Genomic DNA, 19,378 nt, shown 5'->3' with positions numbered 1-19,378 from the left:
CACCCACCGGTCACATCGGATGAGGTGCGGCACGGGCCGAGTAGCCGGCCCAACCCTTTAGCTCAGCCAGTGATGGACGGACGACACCACAGACGCCCCCTCGCCGGCGGCGGTGGCAACCCGCTTGGTGGATCCCGACCGGACGTCACCGACCGCGAACACGCCGGGAACGGTGGTGGCCAGGCTGGCTGGAGGGAGCCCGCCGGTCCAGGTCTCTGGTGGGACGTCGCGCCCGGTCAGGACGAATCCGAACTCATCGAGCGCCACCTCCGGTGGCAGCCAGGAGCAGTGCGGGGACGCGCCGAGCAGGAGATAGAGGCCGGCCGCCGGTCGGGCGATCCGCTCGCCGGTGTCGAGGCGTTCCGTGGTGAGCCATCCGAGGTGTCCGTCGCCGCCGCCGTCGACCACGTGAGTCCGTGGCTCCACGGTGATCCTGGGGTTGCTCTCGATCTCCCGGATGAGGTACTGCGACATGGTCTCGGCGAGGCTCGGACGCCGGATGAGGATCGTGACCGAGCGCGAGTACCGGGCGAGATGGACGGCGGCCTGGCCCGCGGAGTTGCCGCCACCCACGACGAACGCGTCAGAGCCGGACATCTCACGTGCCGTGGACATCGCCGCGCCGTAGTAGACGCCCAGACCCACGAGCGCCTCGAGCGGCTCGACGCGCAGCCGGTTGTAGCGCACCCCGGAGGCGACGATCACCGCACGAGCCAGGACGCGGCCGTCCGTCGTCTCAAGGGTGTGCGGTCTCCCTGGGGCCAGCACCACGACGTCGTGACCCGTGAAGAACCGCGTCCCGAAGCGGAGGGCCTGGTTGCGGGCGCGCTGCGCGAGACGCATCCCGGAGATGCCGCGGAGGAAACCCAGATAGTTGCGGATCATCGAGCTCGAGCCGGCCTGGCCCCCGATCGCCTCCGCCTCGATCACGACGGTGCTGAGCCCCTCGGAGGAGCCGTACACCGCGGCGGCAAGCCCGGCCGGTCCGGCACCGACCACGGCGAGGTCCACGACCTCCGACACGTCGAGCTTGTCGGGGACGCCATACAGGGCAACGGCGACGTCGCGGACGCTGGATGCAGAAACCGGCGTGCGGTCGAGGACGCTGACAACGGGCAGCGAAGGGGTGCCGCCGGCTCGCGCCAGAATCTCGCGTCCCTCGGGCGACGCAGGGGAGCACAGCCGGTTCGGAAAGCCCATCCGGTCGAGGTAGTCGCGGATCGCCCACACGAGCGCATCGTGGGCTTCCGCCACGATCGAGGCCGCGAAGACCTCGGGGTCCGCAGCCGTCGACCCCCAGTCGGAGAGCAGTTCGCTGACGGCCTGGTGGAACTCCTCGTCCCTGACGCCGCGCGGCATGAGCAGGTAGGCGTCGTACTTCCCCTCCGCCAGGCCGGGCCGCAAGGCGGGGCCGTCGACAAGGAAGCGCTCATAGGGCGGTGCGACCAGCCGCCGAGCGGTCGGCACGAGTGCGCGCCACTGCTGAAACGCGTTGAGGACGTCGTCGTCAGGCAGCCGGGAGTCCGACACGAAGAGCGCCACCGTCGAACCCGTGTCCAGGATCGACCGCGTCACACGGAGGGCTTCCGCGCACGAGCCGGCGATGTGCAGCTCGTACTCGCGCGAGTAGCGCCAGAACTGCTCACGCAACTGGTCGGCCACGTCGCCGGACACCAGCACGATCGCGGGCGCCCGTACGTCGTCCACGCCGCTCATCGGCGAGCCCCGTCGCCGCCCGAAGGCCCAGGAGCCGTCGCCCGGCCGGGTGACAGGTGAGTCTCGAGGTTGTCGCTTGAGGAGGCTGTGCCACCCTGCCTGGCTGGACTGGCGAACGGCCGGCCAAGGATCCAGTCAGCCTCGGTTATCGAGAACAGCACATGTTGCTCCTCACGTCGCGGTGACCGGTGCACTGAGACCTCGCCCGCTGTCTCCCTCACACGAGAACACGCTACCGAGTGGACGACTCGGCGGGCATCACTCGTGTGAGGGAGCCGTTCACAGCACTACGGTTCGAGCCCTCCGTGCCGCGCCGCGATGGCACCGGTGACTTCAGTCCGACAGCCCGTCTTGGACCGGCCCGTGGGTGCACGACCCGACGGCCATCGCTGAGAGAATGACCGACATGGTTGGACAGGAGAACGAGGGTCGCTTCCGCTCGTTAGGCCACCGGATGGTGCCCATGATCGGTCGGGATCCCGACGCGGAGCATCGTCAGGCCACACCGCTGGAGCTCCTCTTCGACCTGACGTTCGTCGTCGCGTTCGGAATCGCCGGTGAGCAGTTCGCGCACCTGTACGCCGAGGGACACTACGGCTCGGGTCTGTTCGCTTTCGCCTTCGCCTGCTTCGCGATCGTCTGGGCGTGGATCAGCTACTCCTGGTTCGCTTCGGCCTTCGACACTCAGGACTGGGTCTTCCGGCTCCTCACCATGCTCCAGATGGCAGGCGTCGTGGTCCTGGCGCTGGGGCTTCCGCAGATGTTTCACGCCGTCGACGACGGCCACACCCTCGGAAACGAGGTCATGGTCGCCGGCTATGTGGTCATGCGCATCGCCATGGTCCTTCAGTGGCTGCGAGCCGCGAGCGCCGATCCGGCCCACCGCGACGCCTGTATCGCCTACGCGCTCGGGATCTCACTGGCCCAGGCCGGCTGGGTGGCACTCGCGGTCGTCCAGCCGTCACTGAGAGCGGCGACCGTCCTCGCCCTCGCCCTCATCCTCTTCGAGCTCGCGACACCTTGGTACGCCCAACGCCAGCGTGGGGGCACGCCCTGGCACCCAGGCCACATCGCCGAGCGGTACGGCCTGCTCACCATCATCACGTTGGGCGAGGGCGTGATCGGCACGGTCGCGTCGCTCTCGGCCGTCGTCGACGAGAGCGGCTGGAGCACCGATGCCGTGCTGATCGCGATGGCGGGCACCGGCCTCACCTTCGGCCTGTGGTGGATGTACTTCATCGTGCCCGCCGCGCATGTCTTGAGACGACACCGGAACCGCGCCATGGCGTGGGGATACCTCCACATCCCGCTGCTCGCAGCGCTCGCCGCGACCGGCGCCGGCTTGCACGTCGCCGCCCTGTTCATCGAGGGCCACGCCCACATCACTGCCACGTCGGCGGTGGTCAGCGTCGCGCTTCCGGTGGGGGTGTTCGTGATCTGCCTCTACGGCCTGCACACCGTCCTGGTCCGCGAGGGCGACGCGTTCCACCTCGCACTCATGGCGACCACGGCGCTCGTCCTCGCAGCCGCGGTCGCGCTGGCGGCCGCGGGCGCTGCACTCTCGGTGTGCTTCCTGATGGTGATGCTCGCCCCGGTCGTCACCGTCGTCGGATACGAGCTGGTTGGCCACCGGCACGTCGCGGCCATCTTGCAAAGGATCGACGCGCATTCCTAGTCAGGCGGCCTGCGTCCGCCTCCTCGAGCGTCGCAGCACGACAACGAGCTGTCACTACGGCGAGGTCCGTGACGCGGCGAAGGCCGCTGTGCTCGGCGGGTCCTTCGTCGCCGCCGTCCTGGGTGCCGCCCTCCTCGGCCACCGCGACCGGTTCCACGCCACCCCCTAGAAACACGTTGACCCGTCGTTAAGTAACGACGGGTCAACGTAGACGGGGTCAGTCGTCGTCGGCGCCCTTGCCGCTGCTGAGCTTGGTGGTGATCAGCTCCATCACCGTGGAGTCGGCGAGGGTCGTCACGTCGCCGACGTCGCGGTGCTCGGCGACGTCCTTGAGCAGGCGGCGCATGATCTTGCCCGAGCGGGTCTTGGGGAGCTCGGGGACGATCATGATCTGGCGCGGCTTGGCGATGGCGCCGATCTGCTTCTGCACGTGCTTGCGCAGCTCCTCGATCAGGTCGTCGGGGGCGGTGCCGTCGCCCTGGAGTGCCGACTCGCGCAGGATGACGAAGGCGCAGACCGCCTGGCCGGTCGTGTCGTCACTCGCGCCCACGACCGCCGCCTCGGCGACCTTGGGGTGGGAGACCAGGGCGGACTCGATCTCGGTGGTGGAGAGCCGGTGGCCGGAGACGTTCATGACGTCGTCGACCCGACCGAGCATCCACAGGTCGCCGTCCTCGTCCTTCTTCGCGCCGTCGCCGGCGAAGTAGAACCCTTGGTCGGCGTAGCGCGACCAGTAGGTGTCCTTGAACCGTTCGTCGTCACCCCACAGGGTGCGCAGCATCGCGGGCCACGGCTCGGTGAGGACGAGGTAACCGCCTGAGCCGTCGGGCACCGACTCGCCGGCGTCGGTGACGACGTCGGCTGCCACGCCGGGCAGTGCCTTCATCGCCGAGCCGGGCTTGCCGTGGGTGACGCCCGGCAGCGGGCTGATCATGATCTGTCCGGTCTCGGTCTGCCACCAGGTGTCGACCACGGGCACCTTCCCGCCGCCGATGGTGTCGCGGTACCAGATGTAGGCCTCCGGGTTGATCGGCTCGCCGACCGAGCCGAGCAGCCGGATCTTCGAGAGGTCGAACTTGGCGGGGATGTCGGCGCCCCACTTCATGAAGGTCCGGATCGCGGTGGGGGCGGTGTAGAAGATCGTGACGCCGTACTTCTCGCAGATCTCCCACCAGCGGCCCTTGTGGGGGGTGTCGGGGGTGCCTTCGTAGACGACCTGGGTGACCCCGTTGGCCAGGGGTCCGTAGACCATGTAGGAGTGGCCGGTCACCCAGCCGACGTCCGCGGTGCACCAGTAGACGTCGGTGTCGGCCTTGAGGTCGAAGACCGCCCAGTGCGTGTACGACGTGCCGACGAGGTAGCCGCCCGTCGTGTGCAGGATGCCCTTGGGCTTGCCGGTGGTGCCGGAGGTGTACATGACGTAGAGCGGGTGCTCGGCGTCGTGCATCTCGGGCTCGTGCTCGGGGAAGGCCGAGTCGACGACGTCGTGCCACCACACGTCGCGGCCACCGTCCCCGCCGTGCTTGGCGGTCCACTCGACGTCCTGGCCGGTGCGGCGTACGACGAGCACCGTCTCGACCTCCTGGCCCTGCTCTCTGGCCTTGCCGACGGCCTCGTCGACCGCGGGCTTGAGCGCCGAGGGTGCGCCGCGGCGGTAGCCGCCGTCCGCGGTGATGACGACCTTCGCGCCGCAGTCGGCGATGCGGGAGGCGAGGGCGTCGGCGGAGAAACCGCCGAAGACGACCGTGTGCGGAGCGCCCAGGCGGGCGCAGGCGAGCATGGCGACGACGGTCTCGGGGATCATCGGCAGGTAGATGGCGACCCGGTCGCCCTTCTTCACACCGAGCTCGGTGAGCGCGTTGGCTGCCCTGCAGACCTCGTCCTTGAGGTCGCGGTAGGTGAGGTCACGGGTGTCGTCCTCGGGCTCGCCGACCCAGTGGATGGCCACCTTGTCGCCCTGGCCGTTCTCGACGTGCCGGTCGACGCAGTTGTACGCCGCGTTGATGGTGCCGCCGGTGAACCACTTGGCGAAGGGCGGGTTGTCCCAGTCGAGGACACGGTCCCACGTGCGGCCCCAGTCGAGGCGATCGGCCTGCTCCGCCCAGAACGCCTCCCGGTCCCTGGCGGCCCGCTCGTAGGCCTCCTCCTTCACGTTGGCGTTCTCGGCGAGCTCGCGGGGCGGCTCGAAGCGGCGTTCCTCGCGGGAAAGGTTGGACAGGGTCATGTTCGCCTCGGTGCTCACGATCGGGTCTCTCCTGTCTGGGTCTTCCTGCGGAGCGGGACGCGAGCTCAGCACGGCGGGAACCGGATGGATGCGCATTGGACGCAGAACGGCGGTGCGCCGTCGTGCTTGCAATTGGTCTCGTCGGCTCGCACCTGAGCGCGCCAAGCGAGCAGCCATTCGATCATGCGCATCACCACGGCAGAACTCCACTATTCGTTAGAGGGTCATGCGGGTGAGGTCCTGAGAGTATGGCCCATTCAACGGCCTTTGGACAGCATCGGCTCCGCTTTCGACCCCGTCGCCCACAGGAGCACGGCGCCAAATGGTATGGTTCGCGTCCATTGGGCGCTGGAACCCCTTCCGGCGCCGACCTGTCTTGAGTGGAAAGCGTGTGCTTCGTGACGAGCAGCAACTCCCGCCTTCTGGACCTGGATGATCTCTGCCAGCGCATCGACACCGGTCACATCGACACGGTCATCGTGGCGTTCACGGACATGCAGGGGCGGCTGCAGGGCAAGCGGTTCCACGGGCGCTACTTCCGGGACATCGTCGCCGACCACGGGACCGAAGGATGCAACTACCTGCTCAGTGTCGACGTCGAGATGAACACCGTCGGCGGGTATGCGATGAGCTCGTGGGACACGGGATACGGCGACATGGAGTTCGTCCTGGACCCAGGAACCATCCGGGTCCTTGCCCACCTCCCTCACACCGCGATGATCCAGTGTGATTTGCGTCAGCTGGGGGGAGGGGCGGTGGCTCAGTCGCCCCGCACGATTCTCCAGCAACAGCAGGAGCGAGCGCGGGGCGTCGGCTTGCAGGCCCTGGCCGGCACCGAACTCGAGTTCATCGTCTTCGACACGACCTACGAACAGGCGTGGAACGACGGCTACCGGGACCTCACGCCGTCCAACCAGTACAACATCGACTACTCGATCCTCGGGACGACGCGAATCGAGCCGCTCCTGCGTGACATCCGGAACACGGCATACGCAGCTGGGATGAACGTCGAGGGAGCGAAGGGCGAGTGCAACCTCGGTCAGCACGAGATCGGCTTCCTCTATGACGACGTCCTGACCACGGCGGACAACCACGCCGTGTACAAGACGATGGCGAAGGAGATCGCTGCCCAGCACGGCAAGGCCCTGACGTTCATGGCGAAGTACAACGAGCGGGAGGGCAACTCCTGCCACATCCACCTGTCACTTCGCGGAACCGACGGGTCCATCGTCTTCGGGGACGGACGCCATCGTTCGCAGCTCTATGAGCACTTCATCGCCGGTATCCTCGGCACGCTTCGAGACTTCACCCTGCTCTATGCACCCAACGTGAACTCGTACAAGCGGTTCGCCACGGGGTCGTTCGCCCCCACCACCATCGCCTGGGGGACGGACAACCGGTCGTGCGCTCTGCGGCTGGTCGGTGGCGGGCCTTCGGCGCGTGTCGAGAACCGCGTGCCTGGGGGCGACGCGAATCCCTACTTGGCGCTCGCGGCCATGCTCGGCGCCGGTCTCTACGGGATCGAGCACGAGTTGGAGCTCGAACCGGAGCTCGTCGGCAACGCCTACGACTCCGGTCTGCCGACGATCCCGGCAACGCTCCGTGACGCCAGGGCCGAGTTCAACGAGTCCGAGGTCGCGCGGTCGATCCTCGGCGACGAGGTCGTCGATCACTACACGCACATGGCCGATGTCGAGCTGCGTGCGTTCGACGCGGCCGTCACCGACTGGGAGCTGCGCCGGAGCTTCGAGCGCATGTGATGCCAGGGCCAGCACCCATTACCTGCGCCGCACACAGGCATTGCGGCGCCCCGATCGAGGAGAAACGTTGACCGACACCTTCGCCGTGCTCAACCCCGCGACGGCGGAACTGATCACTGACGTCGAGATGACCGATCTCGCGGAAACGGACGCCGCGATCGAGCGCGCTGCTGCCGCGTTCCCCGCTTGGCGCAGCCTCGCGCCCGGCGAGCGTGCCCGGCTGCTGCGCCGGTTCGCCGCGGTCGTCGACGCACACATTGGCGAGTTGGCCGAGCTGGAGGTCCGCAACGCCGGCCACACCTGGGGTGACGCGACCTGGGAGGCGGGCAACGTGCGTGACGTGCTCGAGTACTACTCGGCGGCGCCCGAGCGCATGCTCGGCCATCAGATCCCCGTACCGGGTGGGGTCGACGTCACGTTCCACGAGCCGCTTGGTGTCGTAGGAGTGATCGTCCCGTGGAACTTCCCCATGCCAGTGGCGGCATGGGGATTCGCGCCGGCGCTCGCTGCCGGTAATACGGTGGTGCTGAAGCCGGCCGAGCTCACGCCTCTCACCGCGATCCGTCTGGGTGAGCTTGCGTTCGAGGCGGGTCTCCCTGCCGGGGTCTTTACGGTCATCCCGGGCCGCGGACCGGTCGTCGGCGAGCGGTTCGTGACGCACCCGGCTGTGCGCAAGGTGTGCTTCACGGGTTCGACGGCCGTGGGCAGGAAGATCATGGAGGGCTGCGCCGCCCAGATGAAGCGGGTGACTCTCGAGCTGGGCGGGAAGAGCTCCAACATCGTGTTCGCGGACGCGGACCTCGCCCACGCGGCCGCGAGCGCTCCTGGGGCCGCCTTCGACAACGCTGGCCAGGACTGCTGCGCCAGGTCGCGCATTCTCGTCCAGCGCTCGGTCTACGACGAGTTCCTCTCCCTGATGGAGCCAGCAGTGAAGGGGTTGCACGTCGGCGACCCGCAGGACCGCTCCGTCGAGATGGGACCGTTGATCTCCGCGGCTCAGCAGGCGAAGGTGCAGAGCTACGTCGCCGGTGTGGAGGTCGCGTTCGCGGGACCCGCCCCCGACGGGCCGGGGTTCTGGTTCCCGCCCACCGTGGTCCTCGCCGGCGACACCGCGCAACCGGTGTGGCGGGAAGAGATCTTCGGCCCTGTGGTCGCGGTCATGCCGTTCGACGACGAGGCCCACGCGGTGGAGCTCGCGAACGACACGGAGTTCGGGTTGTCCGGATCGATCTTCACCCGCGACGTCGGACGCGCACTCCGAGTGTCGCGCCTCGTCGAGGCCGGGAACCTCAGCGTCAACTCGCACTCGTCGGTTCGGTACTGGACGCCCTTCGGAGGCTTCAAGCAGTCCGGCATCGGGCGCGAGCTCGGACCGGACGGGGTCAACGCCTTCACCGATGTGAAGAACGTCTTCATCTCCCACGACTGACAACAACGAGTACCAATGAGAGAGGGAACCAGCATGGCAGGACGCATCGAAGGCAAGACAGCGGTGGTCACCGGTGGCGGCTCCGGGATCGGGCTGGCCACAGCCCGGCGTCTCGCCGCCGAGGGGGCACGTGTGGTCATCGGCGATCTCGACGACGCGCGGGGCAAGGAGGTCGCGACCGAGATCGGCGGCAGCTTCGTGCACGTCGACGTGACCTCTTCCGAGCAGGTCGACGCGCTGTTCCAGTTCGCGAAGGACGAGTACGGCTCAGTGGACATCGCCTTCAACAACGCGGGCATCTCGCCGCCCGAGGACGACTCGATCCTGATCACCGATCTCGAGGCATGGAAGCGGGTCCAGGAGGTCAACCTGACCAGCGTCTACCTCTGCTGCAAGGCGGCCCTCCGCCACATGGTCGAGCAGAAGTCTGGCTCGATCATCAACACGGCGTCGTTCGTCGCGCTCATGGGCGCGGCGACGTCGCAGATCTCCTACTCCGCTTCCAAGGGGGGTGTCCTGTCGATGAGCCGTGAACTCGGTGTTCAGTTCGCACGGGACGGGATCCGCGTGAACGCCCTGTGCCCGGGACCGGTGAACACCCCTCTCCTCCAAGACCTGTTCGCCAAGGACCCGGAGCGAGCTGCGCGGCGGTTGGTCCACATCCCGATGGGCCGGTTCGCCGAGCCCGAGGAGTTGGCGAACGCCGTACTGTTCCTTGCCTCCGACGAGTCGAGTTTCATCACGGCGTCGACCTTCCTCGTCGACGGGGGGATCTCCGCCGCGTACGTGACACCGGTGTGAACCCGCACGAGGCGGAACGGCCGGTGGTGGGGATCACGACCTACCGCGAGCATGCCCGGTGGGGAGTCTGGGACCAACCCGCCGACGTGCTGCCCGTCCATTATGCACGCGCCGTTGCACAGGCCGGTGGCATTCCGATCCTCCTCCCTCCCGGGAGTCCGAGCGATGCGGAAACCGTGCTGTCTCGGCTTGATGGTCTTGTGATCGCGGGCGGGGCCGACGTGAGCCCCGACCGTTATAACCAAGCACCCCACGTCCGAACGACGGTGTGGCGTGACGACCGGGACGCCTGGGAGCTCGCGCTGCTGGACGCCGCCGGCGAACGTCCCGACCTACCGGTCCTCGGCATCTGTCGGGGCATGCAGCTGATGGCCGTCCACCGAGGTGGCTCGCTCGAGCAGCATGTCCCCGACCGCCTCGGTTCCGATAGACACTCTCCGGGAGGAGATCGGTTCGGGGCAGTCGAGGTCGAGACGAACCCCGGGACAGCGCTTCGCCGCTTTGTGGGAGGCCGGCTTCGCGTGCGCTGCCACCACCACCAAGCGGTCGACAACCTGGGGGAGTACGTTCCCGCGGCGTGGGCTGAGGACGGAACGTTGGAGGCGCTCGAGGATCCGGAGCGTCCGTTCTGCCTCGGGGTGCAGTGGCATCCTGAGGTGAAGTCCGGCGGAGGCCTCTTTGCCGCACTGGTGACGGCCGCGGACCGCGCCCTCATCTGAGGAAGGCTGGACAGGAGGCGAGCGCCGAATGGAGGCAACAGCACGGGTGTCAGGTTTGTCTTCGAGTGCCCAGCGCGGCGAGAATGGCGCCGTGCTGCTCACCTCCCGTAGCTCGACCAGCTCACCTCCTCTCGCGGACGTGCGGCCGTCGACCCTTCCCGGGAAGACCGGACGCCGGCATGGGTGACGAAGTTCCTGTCGAGTCCGTGAGCGATGCCCTGCTCCGACCCATCAGGTCAGGAAACGCCTTCGAGGAGACCGTGGAGCGACTGCTTCAGATGGTCCGACTGGGCGTCTACGGCCCAGGTGATGCCCTGCCCCCGGAACGAGAGGTGGCCCGGCGGCTCGGTGTCAGTCGTGACACCGTGCGCGAAGCAATCCGATCGCTGGCGAGCGCAGGGTATCTCGTCACCCTGCGAGGGCGGTACGGGGGGACCTTCCTGGCAGAGACCCTACCCAGCGACGAGCCGACCTGGGCCGCTGGGCGGCCCGAGATCAAGGTCGAGGATCTGCTGACGATTCGCGAACTCCTCGAGGTCGGCTCGATCCGCATGGTCTCGCGCCGCTCGCTGACGGCGGCCGAGCGCGATGCCCTGTGGTCGCGACTCTCAGATGTTCTCGAAGCAACACCTGAGGACTATCGACGACTGGACGCCCGACTCCACCTGACATTCTCCGAACTCGTGGGCGCTCCGTATCTCACGGCTCTCCTTGCCGACAACCGGATGATGGTCAACCAGTTGCTGGACCACATCCCACTGCTCGAGCGCAACATCGCTCATTCGAACGAGCAGCACCACGCGATCGTCCTGGCGGTCCTCACCGGTGATGTCGATGCGGCAGTGGAGGCAATGGAAGAACATTTGGCCGGGACGGTCGCGCTTCTGCGCGGATTTTTCGGCCATCCCGACGCCGCTCGATGACGGCAGTGGTATCAAGACCCCCTGGAATACTGACGTTTCAGCGAGTTTGGCGTAACTGCCATGCGCCGTTACCAAGTTGTAATGGTCGACTGACCAACCTTTGAGGTATTGTTCTGCCCGCCTCCGCTCGTGCAGGACAGATCACAAAGGACGCCAATGGCCTTTGACGGACCAAGTCTCCGCTGCTGGGATGCGCTGTGTGGCAGGGCAGCATGATCGCGTCAGTAGGCGAGCAGCCGGAGCGCGAACTGGCCCCTAGCGGGAGCTCAACCGCCAACCGAGCCAACGTCGTTGCTTCTGTGCGGGACCTCGCTGTGACGTTCCACCGGAACGGCGCGGACCTCTCAGCGCTCCGGGGCGTGAACCTGGACATCCAGGAGGGGGAAGTACTCGCGCTCGTCGGGGAGTCTGGATCCGGGAAGAGCGTTCTGGGATCTGCGCTCATGGGCCTGCTCCCACACGACTTGCGGGCCCTGTCGGGAACGGTCACCGTCGACGGGGTCGACATGCTCCGAGGCTCGGAGCGGGCCCGTCGACGCGTCCGTCGGCTTAGCCTCGGCGGCGTCTTCCAGGATCCGATGAGTTCCTTGAACCCGACCCAACGCATCGGACGGCAACTGTATGAGGTGACGCGGGCGGATGAGGAGTCCGTGCGCCTGCTCGAGGCAGCGGGTATCCCTGACGCGCGGCGCCGGCTGCGCAACTACCCGCACGAGCTCTCCGGCGGTCTTCGCCAGCGAGTGATGATCGCGCTCGCCACTGCCGGTGACGTCAAGCTCGTCATCGCGGACGAACCAACGACGGCCCTGGACGTCACGGTTCAGGCTCAAATCCTGGCGTTGTTCCGCGAGCTCTGTGATCGGCTCGGCCTCGCAATGCTGTTCGTGACCCATGACCTCGGTGTCGCGAGCACCCTCGCAGACCGGATCGCGGTCATGTACGCGGGTCGAATCGCCGAGGTCGGCAGCGCCTCGGACGTCCTCGACCGGGGCTCGCACCCGTACACACGTGCCCTGCAGCGGGCTCGGTTGACGCTGAAGGCAGACCGCAGCCGCCAGATCGTGGCGCTCCCCGGTGAGCCGGTGGATCCTTCGGCCCAGATCGACTCGTGTCCCTTCGCCCCACGATGTGACCACCACCGACCCGTATGCGACGACGGACTGCCCGCACTGCGTCCCTCACCGACGACCTCCGCCCTTACGGCATGCTCGCGAGCAGAGGACGTGTCCGGGTACGCCATCGAGTCGCTTCTCGGTGAGTCCCTCGCCCCGATGCCGACGGTCACCGACCCACGCCCTGTGGTGGAGGTGACGGCCGCGACGAAGTCGTACACCATCGGGCACGGCCACGGCGGGCACGTTATCCGGGCACTGGATGGTGTTGATCTGACGGTGGGCCCGAACGAGGCGTTGTCCATCGTGGGGCTGAGCGGGTGTGGCAAGTCGACCCTCCTCAGGGCGATCGCCGGCCTCATCCCGCTCGATTCAGGCGCGATCACGTACAACGGCAAGACACGTCCCCAAATCGTCTTCCAGGACGCCGGCTCCTCCCTGACCCCGTGGCTCACCCTTGGTGAGCTCATCGGCGAGCGTCTCCGCGGCAACGGCATGTCGGCGTCGCAGCGTGGGGACGTCGTTGCAGCCACCATGACGCGAGTCGGCCTCAACCCGGGACTCATGACCGCTCGACCCGGCCAACTCTCGGGCGGGCAACGGCAGCGCGCCGCGATCGCCCGAGCCGTCGTCGTCCCCCCGAGCCTCCTGCTCTGTGACGAGCCGACCTCCGCGCTCGACGTGTCTTTGGCGGCGACTGCGCTGAACATGCTCGCCGAACTCCGCCGAGAGCTCGGCATGGCAATGCTGTTCGTGACGCACGACCTCGCCGCTGCGCGGCTGGTTGCTGACCGAATCGTCGTGATGGAGACGGGCCGAATCGTCGAAAGCGGCCCGACCGACGACCTGGTCGACCACCCACAACAAGACCTCACCCGGCAGCTGCTCGCAGCTGTGCCCCAGGGACAGACGCGGGGGGCTTCTTGAGTCGATGAGCAAGTGATGCGGGAAGCCGGCAAATCGGGTGCCGTGGCCCCGAGAAACCTCAAAGTCATACATGTTCTGCTTCAGGAAAGGTTCACGATGAACCACATGAATCGACGCGCGCTCCGCGGTGCGGTCGCGCTGATCGCAGCACTCTCACTGGCTGCCTGCTCGCCCGGCGGGGCCGACGAGTCCTCCGATGCCGGTGCTCTGGTCGGAACCGACTCACTTCCGGCCACCAAACTCACAACTCTCAAGGCAGCCTGGTCTTACCAGGACATGACCCTAGATCCGGCGACCTACTACGGAAGCGTTGCCTTTTCGACGATGGGTGCGGTCTACGAGGGCCTGGTTCAGTATGAGGCCAGGACCGGCGAGATCATTCCGCAGTTGGCCACCGACTGGACCATTTCGCCCGACGGTCTCGTCTACACGTTCACGCTGCGTGACGATGCCACGTTCCACGACGGAACTCCGGTCGACTCGTCGGCATTCAAGTACAGCTTCCAGCGCTTCATCGACCTCCAGGGTGCTCCCTCGTACATGCTCGCCGACGTTGTTGCGCTCGAGGCGCCGGACCCGCAGACGTTCGTGATCCGACTCGGTAAGCCGAACAATGCACTGCTCGACTACCTCGCGTCGTACGTAGGCCCGAAGGCGATGAGCGAGACGCTCCTTGAGGCCAACAAAGGCGCCGACAACAGCCAGACGTTCCTGGTCAAGAACGATGCCGGCTCGGGCCCTTATGAGCTGGCCGACGTCGTCATCGATAAGGGGCTGACCCTGGTCGCGGCGCCGGACTACTGGGGCGAGCCGCCGACGATTCCGGAGATCCAGATCTCGGTGGTCCCTGACATCACCGACCAGGTGCTTCGCCTTCGGAACGGCGACCTGGACCTCATCGAGTCGCAGGTGCCGCCGAACCTGTCCACCGAGTTGCGAAAGGACCGCGACCTGGCCGTCACCATGTACGCCTCCGTCGTCAAGCCGACCGTGTGGATCAAGGACGAAGGAATCTTCCAGGACGAGGAGGTCAGGACTGCTCTCATCCAAGCGGTCAACCGTGACGTGATCGCCAAGGGAGCCTTCGGTGACGAGGCGACTGCATCCAAGAGTCTCATCCCGATCACCATGGTCGGCGGAGATGGTGAGAGCGACAACCCGGGCTACGACCCGAGCAAGCTCACCGAGGTAATGTCGGACCTTGGCGAGGTCGACCCGGTCGTGATCGGCTACCGCGAGAGTCTCGCTCGAGACGCGCTTGCCGCGCAGCTTCTCCAGACGCAGCTCCAAGCCGCCGGCCTCAACTCGACGGTGCGCGGCTACGGTCCCGAGTTCTATGGCTTCGCCGCAGACACGTCGAAAGCGCCGGACCTGATGGTACTGGGAATCAACTCCGACGCGAACACCCCGGCGGCTTGGCTTAAGGCGTACTTCGCCACTGACGGTTCGCTCACGATGAACGGTGTCTCAGTGCCGGAAGGCGACCGGGCCCTCGACGCCGCGATCGCTGCGACGGACCCGGACGAGGCAGCCGAGCTGTACGACCAGGCCGCGACGGCCTACGCGGACTCGGCTTACTTCTTCACACTCGCTGACGTTAAGTCGTACATCTACTCCAACAAGGCCGTCGGACCTGTCCCGTACACCGCCGCCAACCCGTTCGGCGCGTTCTTCCCGAAGGTGGGCCAGACTCCGTGAGGATGCTCCTTACGTTGGGTCGACAGCGTCCGACGTCGAAAGCCGTATGGCTGAGCGTTAGTGCGCTGGGGGCGATCACGGTTCTCGCCGTGATCGCCCCGGTCCTGGCGCCGCACGACCCGAAGGTTCCGATCGGTGTTCCGCTCACGGCGCCCTTCAGTGGCACCGGAGTCCTGGGGACGGACCAGGTCGGTCGTGACATCCTGAGCCGGGTCCTCGACGGCATGTCGGCCAGCTGGTTGTCGTCCCTCCTGCTGGTGGTCGTGATCGCGACCGTCGGCAGCCTGGTCGGCGTCGTCGCAGGCTACGTGGGGGGTCGGGTCGACCGCGTCCTCATGGCGGTCGTCGACTTCTTCCTGGCCCTTCCTGCCGCCATTCTCGCCGTCGTCATCGCCGCCGTTCTCGGGCCGTCACTGCGCAATGCCCTGATCGCGATCGGGGTGCTGAGCTGGCCGTACTACGCACGACTCGTGCGTGCGGAGATCCGGGCTATCAAGGCCAAGCCCCACCTCGAGGCCGCCCGTATGGCCGGCAACGGCCACTTTCGCCTCATGCTCAGGCACCTCCTTCCTGGTGCCTGGCCGGTCATCTTGGTCACGGTCACGCTCGACCTCGGCGGCATCATCATGATGCTGGCGGGGCTGTCCTTCCTCGGGCTCGGTCGACCAGCGCCAGCGCCCGAGCTGGGCGCGATGGCCGCTCAGGGTCTTCCTTATCTCCTGACCCAATGGTGGATCCCGGTATTCCCCGCCATCGCGGTCACCTGCCTCGCGCTCATCGCCAATCTCGCGGGCGATGCGCTCCGCTCCCAGATGAAGGCGCAATGACATGACGCGGTTCCTGACTCGCCGGATCATCTCGGCCATCATCGTCCTGGTCTTGATGGTGGCTGCGCTGTTCGCGCTCCAACAGTTCTCCCCGGCGGACCCGGCGCGCGCCATGGTGGGGGACCGGGCAACCCCCGAGGCAATCGCGGCCGCTCGGGAAAACCTGGGACTCGACGATCCCTTCCTGGTACGGCTGGGCAGCTACCTGCAGGACGTGACGACTGGAGACTTCCAGACGTCGTACCGAACCAAGCAGCCTGTGGCGTCCGACCTGCGTGCGACTCTCCCGGCCACCTTGGAGCTCCTACTCTTTGCCGCCATGTTCGCGCTCACTGGCGGCATCCTTCTCGGGCTGTTGACAGCCAGGCGGGGCCTCGGTGTCTTCTTCGTCAGGGCGATCATGCTGGCAGGGGCGTCAGTTCCCATCTTCCTGCTGGGGCTCCTGTTCCTTCTGCTGTTCTACGACCAGTGGGGGTTGCTTCCGGGATCCGGTCGTAGCTCTCACGCAGTCCCTGACGGCCCGACAGGCTTCTACACGCTGGACTCCATTGTCCATTTGGATCCGAGTGCGTTCTGGGACTCGTTTTTGCACCTACTTCTTCCAGCGATCGCCCTGGCAGCCGGTCCGTCCGTCGGCATCGGCAGGTCGTTTGGCAGTGCGCTGAACGCGGCGCTGGCCTCGGATTACGTGAAGACCGCGCGGCTCAAGGGCCTGGGTTGGATCGGGATCGTGTTCAAGCACGCTTTCCGAAACTGCCTCAACTCGGCCTTGGCCATGGCGGGTCTCATGATGGGGATCATGCTCGGGACGGTGGCGATCATCGAGCAGATCTTCGCGTGGCCTGGCGTCGGGAATTATCTGTCCGTGTCCATCCGTGCCACCGACGTCCCGGCCATTTGTGGCGTCGCGATCGTGTTCGGATCCATCTTCATCGTGCTCAACGCGCTCGTGGATGTGCTCCAGACGATCGCGGACCCGCGCATCAGTCTCGACAGCACGGACTGAGCCCGCTGGCGAGCCCACTCATCTGCAATGAGGAGAAGCACACATGGAACGCCGAATCGTCGACCTGGCCATCGTCGGAGCCGGACTTGCCGGCTTGTCCGCGGCGCGGGACGCCCGCGCGCGCGGATGGACGGTCACCGTCTTGGAAGCGCGCGATCGTGTGGGTGGCAAGACCTGGAACCGGCGCCTCCTCGACGGCACCTCAATCGAGGGAGGCGGTCAATGGGTCGGACCCCAGCAGGTCGAGGTGAACAAGTTGATCTCGGAGCTCGGGCTCGAGACGGTCCCGACACGGATGGTCGGCGACAGCATCAGGCTCGTGGACGGGGAAGTGCGCAGGTTCGCACAGGACGCTGATCCGTGGACCGATGCAGAAAGCGCCGATGTCGCTCAAGCGATCGAGGCGCTCGAGAAGCTGGCCAGAACGATCGACCCGCGTTCCCCGTGGGACTCGCCCGGCGCGGCCGAGCTGGACCGGGTCACCTTCGAATCATGGGTGCGGAGCGTCTGCTCGACCAGAGCGGGACACGAGTTCTTCACCGGTTTCCTGGCCGGCATCTGGGCGTCGAACCTATGGGAAGTCTCCCTTCTCCACATCCTTGTCGGCGTGGCCGGCGCGGGCGCCGACGTCGCGTGCATGACGGGAATCGTGGGAGCTGCTCAACAGGATCGAGTCCGCGGTGGTTCCCAACTGATCGCCCTGGCGATGGCGGAGGCGCTGGGATCTGATGTTGTGCTTTCTGCACCCGTGCGGTCGATCGCGCAGATCGACGACCGTGTGGTCGTGCGTGCGGACGAGATCGCAGTCGAGGCGCGGCACGTGATCGTGGCTGTCCCGCCGGCGATGGCGGCGCGAATCAGGTACACGCCGGAGCTGTCAACTGGCCGTGACCTGCTCATGCAGCGCGCGGCCATGACCAACACGATCAAGATCCACGTGATCTACGACGAGCCGTTCTGGCGCGCGTCGGGTCTCTCGGGGGAGCTTCGGTCGCCGGGCTCGACGATGGCACTCACCTTCGACAACACACCCTCCGACAGCGCTCTCGGCGTGATCGTCGGGTTCGTGGAAGCACAAGAGGCAAGCCGCTTCCGGACGCTGCCCGAGGCAGTGCGGCACGCATTGATCATCGATCAATTGGCACTCGCCTTCGGCGAGCGGGCGCGGAGCGCGCTGCGGATCATCGAGGTCGATTGGACCTCTGAGCCCTGGTCGCGTGGTGCGCACCAGATCCTGATGGCTCCAGGCACGTGGACGACGCTCGGTCGACACCTGCGCGAGCCAGAGGGCCGCATCCATTGGGCAGGCTCGGAGACGGCAACCGCATGGATCTGCTACATGGATGGCGCCGTCTCATCCGGACAGCGCGCCGTCGCCGAGATCGCCGCGGCCCTCAGCTGATGGCTGATGGCCCCGGGTGAACGCCGAAGGCAGAGTTCACCCAGGCGCTTGTGCCCGATGAGTGCTCACCGCTCTGGAGCCGGCTTAAGTGACGCGGCGAAACCGCGGCACCTGCGGACTGCCGGCAAGGGGAACAGCTGGCTACAGAGCTTTGCGACCAGGTACGGCGCCTGCAGCACCTGCGCCTCGGTGATCTCGGCCTGCTCGGGGTGACCCCGCGCTTCACGCGCGTGGTGCTGATCTTGCTGCCGGCACTGTCGAAATCGCATACATGTGCTTTGCCCTCAGCACTCGATGACGTTGACGGCGAGACCGCCACGCGCGGTCTCCTTGTACTTCACGTGCATGTCGCGACCCGTGTCGCGCATGGTCTTGATGGCCTTGTCGAGGCTGACCTTGTGACTCCCGGTGCCGTTCAGCGCGAGGCGAGCGGCGTTGATGGCTTTCACCGACGCGACCGCATTGCGCTCGATGCAGGGGATCTGGACGAGGCCGCCGACCGGGTCACATGTGAGGCCCAAGTTGTGCTCGATCCCGACTTCGGCTGCGTTCTCGACCTGTGGAGGAGTGCCACCGAGGACCTCGCACAGGGCGCCTGCAGCCATCGAGCACGCCGACCCGACCTCGCCCTGGCAGCCGACCTCGGCACCGGAGATTGAGGCGTTCTCCTTGAAGAGGATGCCGATCGCGCCAGCGGTCAACAGGAACCGGACAACACCGTCTTCGTCCGCTCCCGGCACGAACTGGCTGTAGTAGTGGAGAACTGCCGGCATGATCCCAGCAGCACCGTTGGTGGGCGCAGTCACGACCCGGCCGCCCGCTGCGTTCTCCTCGTTGACGGCGAGGGCGAAGAGGTTGACCCAGTCGATGACTCGCAGCGGGTCAGAGGAATCCGATCGGCTGCTCAGCGCACGGTGCAGGTCCGGAGCGCGCCGGGGCACGCGAAGACCGCCCGGGAGGACTCCCGGCGTGCTGCAGCCTCGTTCAACGCACGCCTGCATCACGGACCAGATCTCGAGCAGCCCGGAACGCACCTCCGACTCCGAGCGCCACGAGAGCTCGTTCGCCATCATCACGTCGCTCACGCGAAGGTCGTAGGCCTCGCAGATCGCGAGCAGTTCGGCGCCGGTTGAGAACGGGTAGTGCACCGGCGTCGTGT

At 66.8% G+C, this 19,378-nt stretch carries 14 protein-coding genes; 11 read left to right on the top strand and 3 right to left on the bottom strand.

Going from position 1 to position 19,378, the window contains the following annotated elements; translation table 11 throughout:
• Window positions 1–57: 57 nt before the first annotated feature.
• Window positions 58–1,716 carry an FAD-dependent oxidoreductase gene (locus tag E7Z54_RS15365; protein ID WP_136435116.1) on the bottom strand — a complete coding sequence of 553 codons (1,659 nt, stop codon included), beginning with the start codon at window positions 1,714–1,716 and terminating at the stop codon, window positions 58–60.
• A gap of 406 nt (window positions 1,717–2,122) precedes the next feature.
• On the opposite strand from E7Z54_RS15365, the gene E7Z54_RS15360 reads away from it, so the two are divergent.
• Window positions 2,123–3,391: a low temperature requirement protein A gene (locus tag E7Z54_RS15360; RefSeq protein WP_240769714.1), complete on the top strand. Its 1,269-nt coding sequence runs from the start codon at window positions 2,123–2,125 to the stop codon at window positions 3,389–3,391.
• Window positions 3,392–3,608: 217 nt separating this feature from the next.
• On the opposite strand, the gene acs is transcribed toward E7Z54_RS15360, so the two are convergent.
• On the bottom strand, window positions 3,609–5,615 hold the full coding sequence (gene acs / locus E7Z54_RS15355) for an acetate--CoA ligase (RefSeq protein ID WP_136435281.1): 2,007 nt from the start codon (window positions 5,613–5,615) through the stop codon (window positions 3,609–3,611).
• A 398-nt stretch (window positions 5,616–6,013) separates the two neighbouring features.
• Between acs and E7Z54_RS15350 the strand changes: the two genes are divergently transcribed.
• From E7Z54_RS15350 to E7Z54_RS15305, 10 genes are all read left to right on the top strand, one after another.
• Window positions 6,014–7,375 (top strand): glutamine synthetase family protein, encoded by a 1,362-nt coding sequence (locus E7Z54_RS15350; protein ID WP_240769713.1) that lies wholly within the window; start codon window positions 6,014–6,016, stop codon window positions 7,373–7,375.
• A gap of 67 nt (window positions 7,376–7,442) precedes the next feature.
• Entirely contained in the window at window positions 7,443–8,804 is a 1,362-nt protein-coding gene (locus tag E7Z54_RS15345; RefSeq protein ID WP_240769712.1) for an aldehyde dehydrogenase family protein, read from the top strand.
• Window positions 8,805–8,837: 33 nt separating this feature from the next.
• A complete protein-coding gene (locus E7Z54_RS15340; RefSeq protein WP_136435112.1) occupies window positions 8,838–9,605 on the top strand; it encodes a 3-oxoacyl-ACP reductase in 768 nt (255 codons plus the stop codon).
• Window positions 9,602–10,324, top strand: a complete 723-nt coding sequence (locus E7Z54_RS15335) for a gamma-glutamyl-gamma-aminobutyrate hydrolase family protein (protein WP_206056270.1) — start codon at window positions 9,602–9,604, stop codon at window positions 10,322–10,324. Before E7Z54_RS15340 ends, E7Z54_RS15335 begins: the two co-directional genes overlap by 4 nt.
• 206 nt (window positions 10,325–10,530) lie before the next feature.
• Window positions 10,531–11,247 carry a FadR/GntR family transcriptional regulator gene (locus tag E7Z54_RS15330; RefSeq protein WP_240769711.1) on the top strand — a complete coding sequence of 239 codons (717 nt, stop codon included), beginning with the start codon at window positions 10,531–10,533 and terminating at the stop codon, window positions 11,245–11,247.
• A gap of 212 nt (window positions 11,248–11,459) precedes the next feature.
• Window positions 11,460–13,286 carry an oligopeptide/dipeptide ABC transporter ATP-binding protein gene (locus E7Z54_RS15325; RefSeq protein ID WP_136435108.1) on the top strand — a complete coding sequence of 609 codons (1,827 nt, stop codon included), beginning with the start codon at window positions 11,460–11,462 and terminating at the stop codon, window positions 13,284–13,286.
• 15 nt (window positions 13,287–13,301) lie between these two features.
• Entirely contained in the window at window positions 13,302–14,984 is a 1,683-nt protein-coding gene (locus tag E7Z54_RS15320) for an ABC transporter substrate-binding protein (RefSeq protein ID WP_136435106.1), read from the top strand.
• Between the two features lie 89 nt (window positions 14,985–15,073).
• Window positions 15,074–15,811, top strand: a complete 738-nt coding sequence (locus tag E7Z54_RS15315; RefSeq protein WP_206056267.1) for an ABC transporter permease — start codon at window positions 15,074–15,076, stop codon at window positions 15,809–15,811.
• A 1-nt stretch (window position 15,812) separates the two neighbouring features.
• Window positions 15,813–16,817, top strand: coding sequence for an ABC transporter permease (locus E7Z54_RS15310; RefSeq protein ID WP_136435104.1), 1,005 nt, complete (start codon window positions 15,813–15,815; stop codon window positions 16,815–16,817).
• 43 nt (window positions 16,818–16,860) lie between these two features.
• Window positions 16,861–18,219 (top strand): flavin monoamine oxidase family protein, encoded by a 1,359-nt coding sequence (locus tag E7Z54_RS15305; protein ID WP_136435102.1) that lies wholly within the window; start codon window positions 16,861–16,863, stop codon window positions 18,217–18,219.
• Window positions 18,220–18,503: 284 nt separating this feature from the next.
• Here the strand turns inward: E7Z54_RS15305 and E7Z54_RS15300 are convergent.
• The coding region (locus E7Z54_RS15300; RefSeq protein WP_240769710.1) for an L-serine ammonia-lyase at window positions 18,504–19,378 on the bottom strand (875 nt) is incomplete at its 5' end.

This window comes from Nocardioides sp. (assembly GCF_004803405.1).
Lineage (GTDB): Bacteria > Actinomycetota > Actinomycetes > Propionibacteriales > Nocardioidaceae > Nocardioides > Nocardioides vastitatis.
The sequence above is the reverse complement of the archived record's forward strand: the minus strand, read 5'-3'. Positions and strand labels throughout refer to the sequence as shown.

Coding starts and splice junctions, on each gene's coding strand:
- E7Z54_RS15365 (WP_136435116.1), bottom strand. CDS start 1,716: ATGAGCGGCGTGGACGACGTACGGGCGCCCGCGATCGTGCTGGTGTCC.
- E7Z54_RS15360 (WP_240769714.1), top strand. CDS start 2,123: ATGGTTGGACAGGAGAACGAGGGTCGCTTCCGCTCGTTAGGCCACCGG.
- acs (WP_136435281.1), bottom strand. CDS start 5,615: ATGACCCTGTCCAACCTTTCCCGCGAGGAACGCCGCTTCGAGCCGCCC.
- E7Z54_RS15340 (WP_136435112.1), top strand. CDS start 8,838: ATGGCAGGACGCATCGAAGGCAAGACAGCGGTGGTCACCGGTGGCGGC.
- E7Z54_RS15325 (WP_136435108.1), top strand. CDS start 11,460: ATGATCGCGTCAGTAGGCGAGCAGCCGGAGCGCGAACTGGCCCCTAGC.
- E7Z54_RS15320 (WP_136435106.1), top strand. CDS start 13,302: ATGCGGGAAGCCGGCAAATCGGGTGCCGTGGCCCCGAGAAACCTCAAA.
- E7Z54_RS15310 (WP_136435104.1), top strand. CDS start 15,813: ATGACGCGGTTCCTGACTCGCCGGATCATCTCGGCCATCATCGTCCTG.
- E7Z54_RS15305 (WP_136435102.1), top strand. CDS start 16,861: ATGGAACGCCGAATCGTCGACCTGGCCATCGTCGGAGCCGGACTTGCC.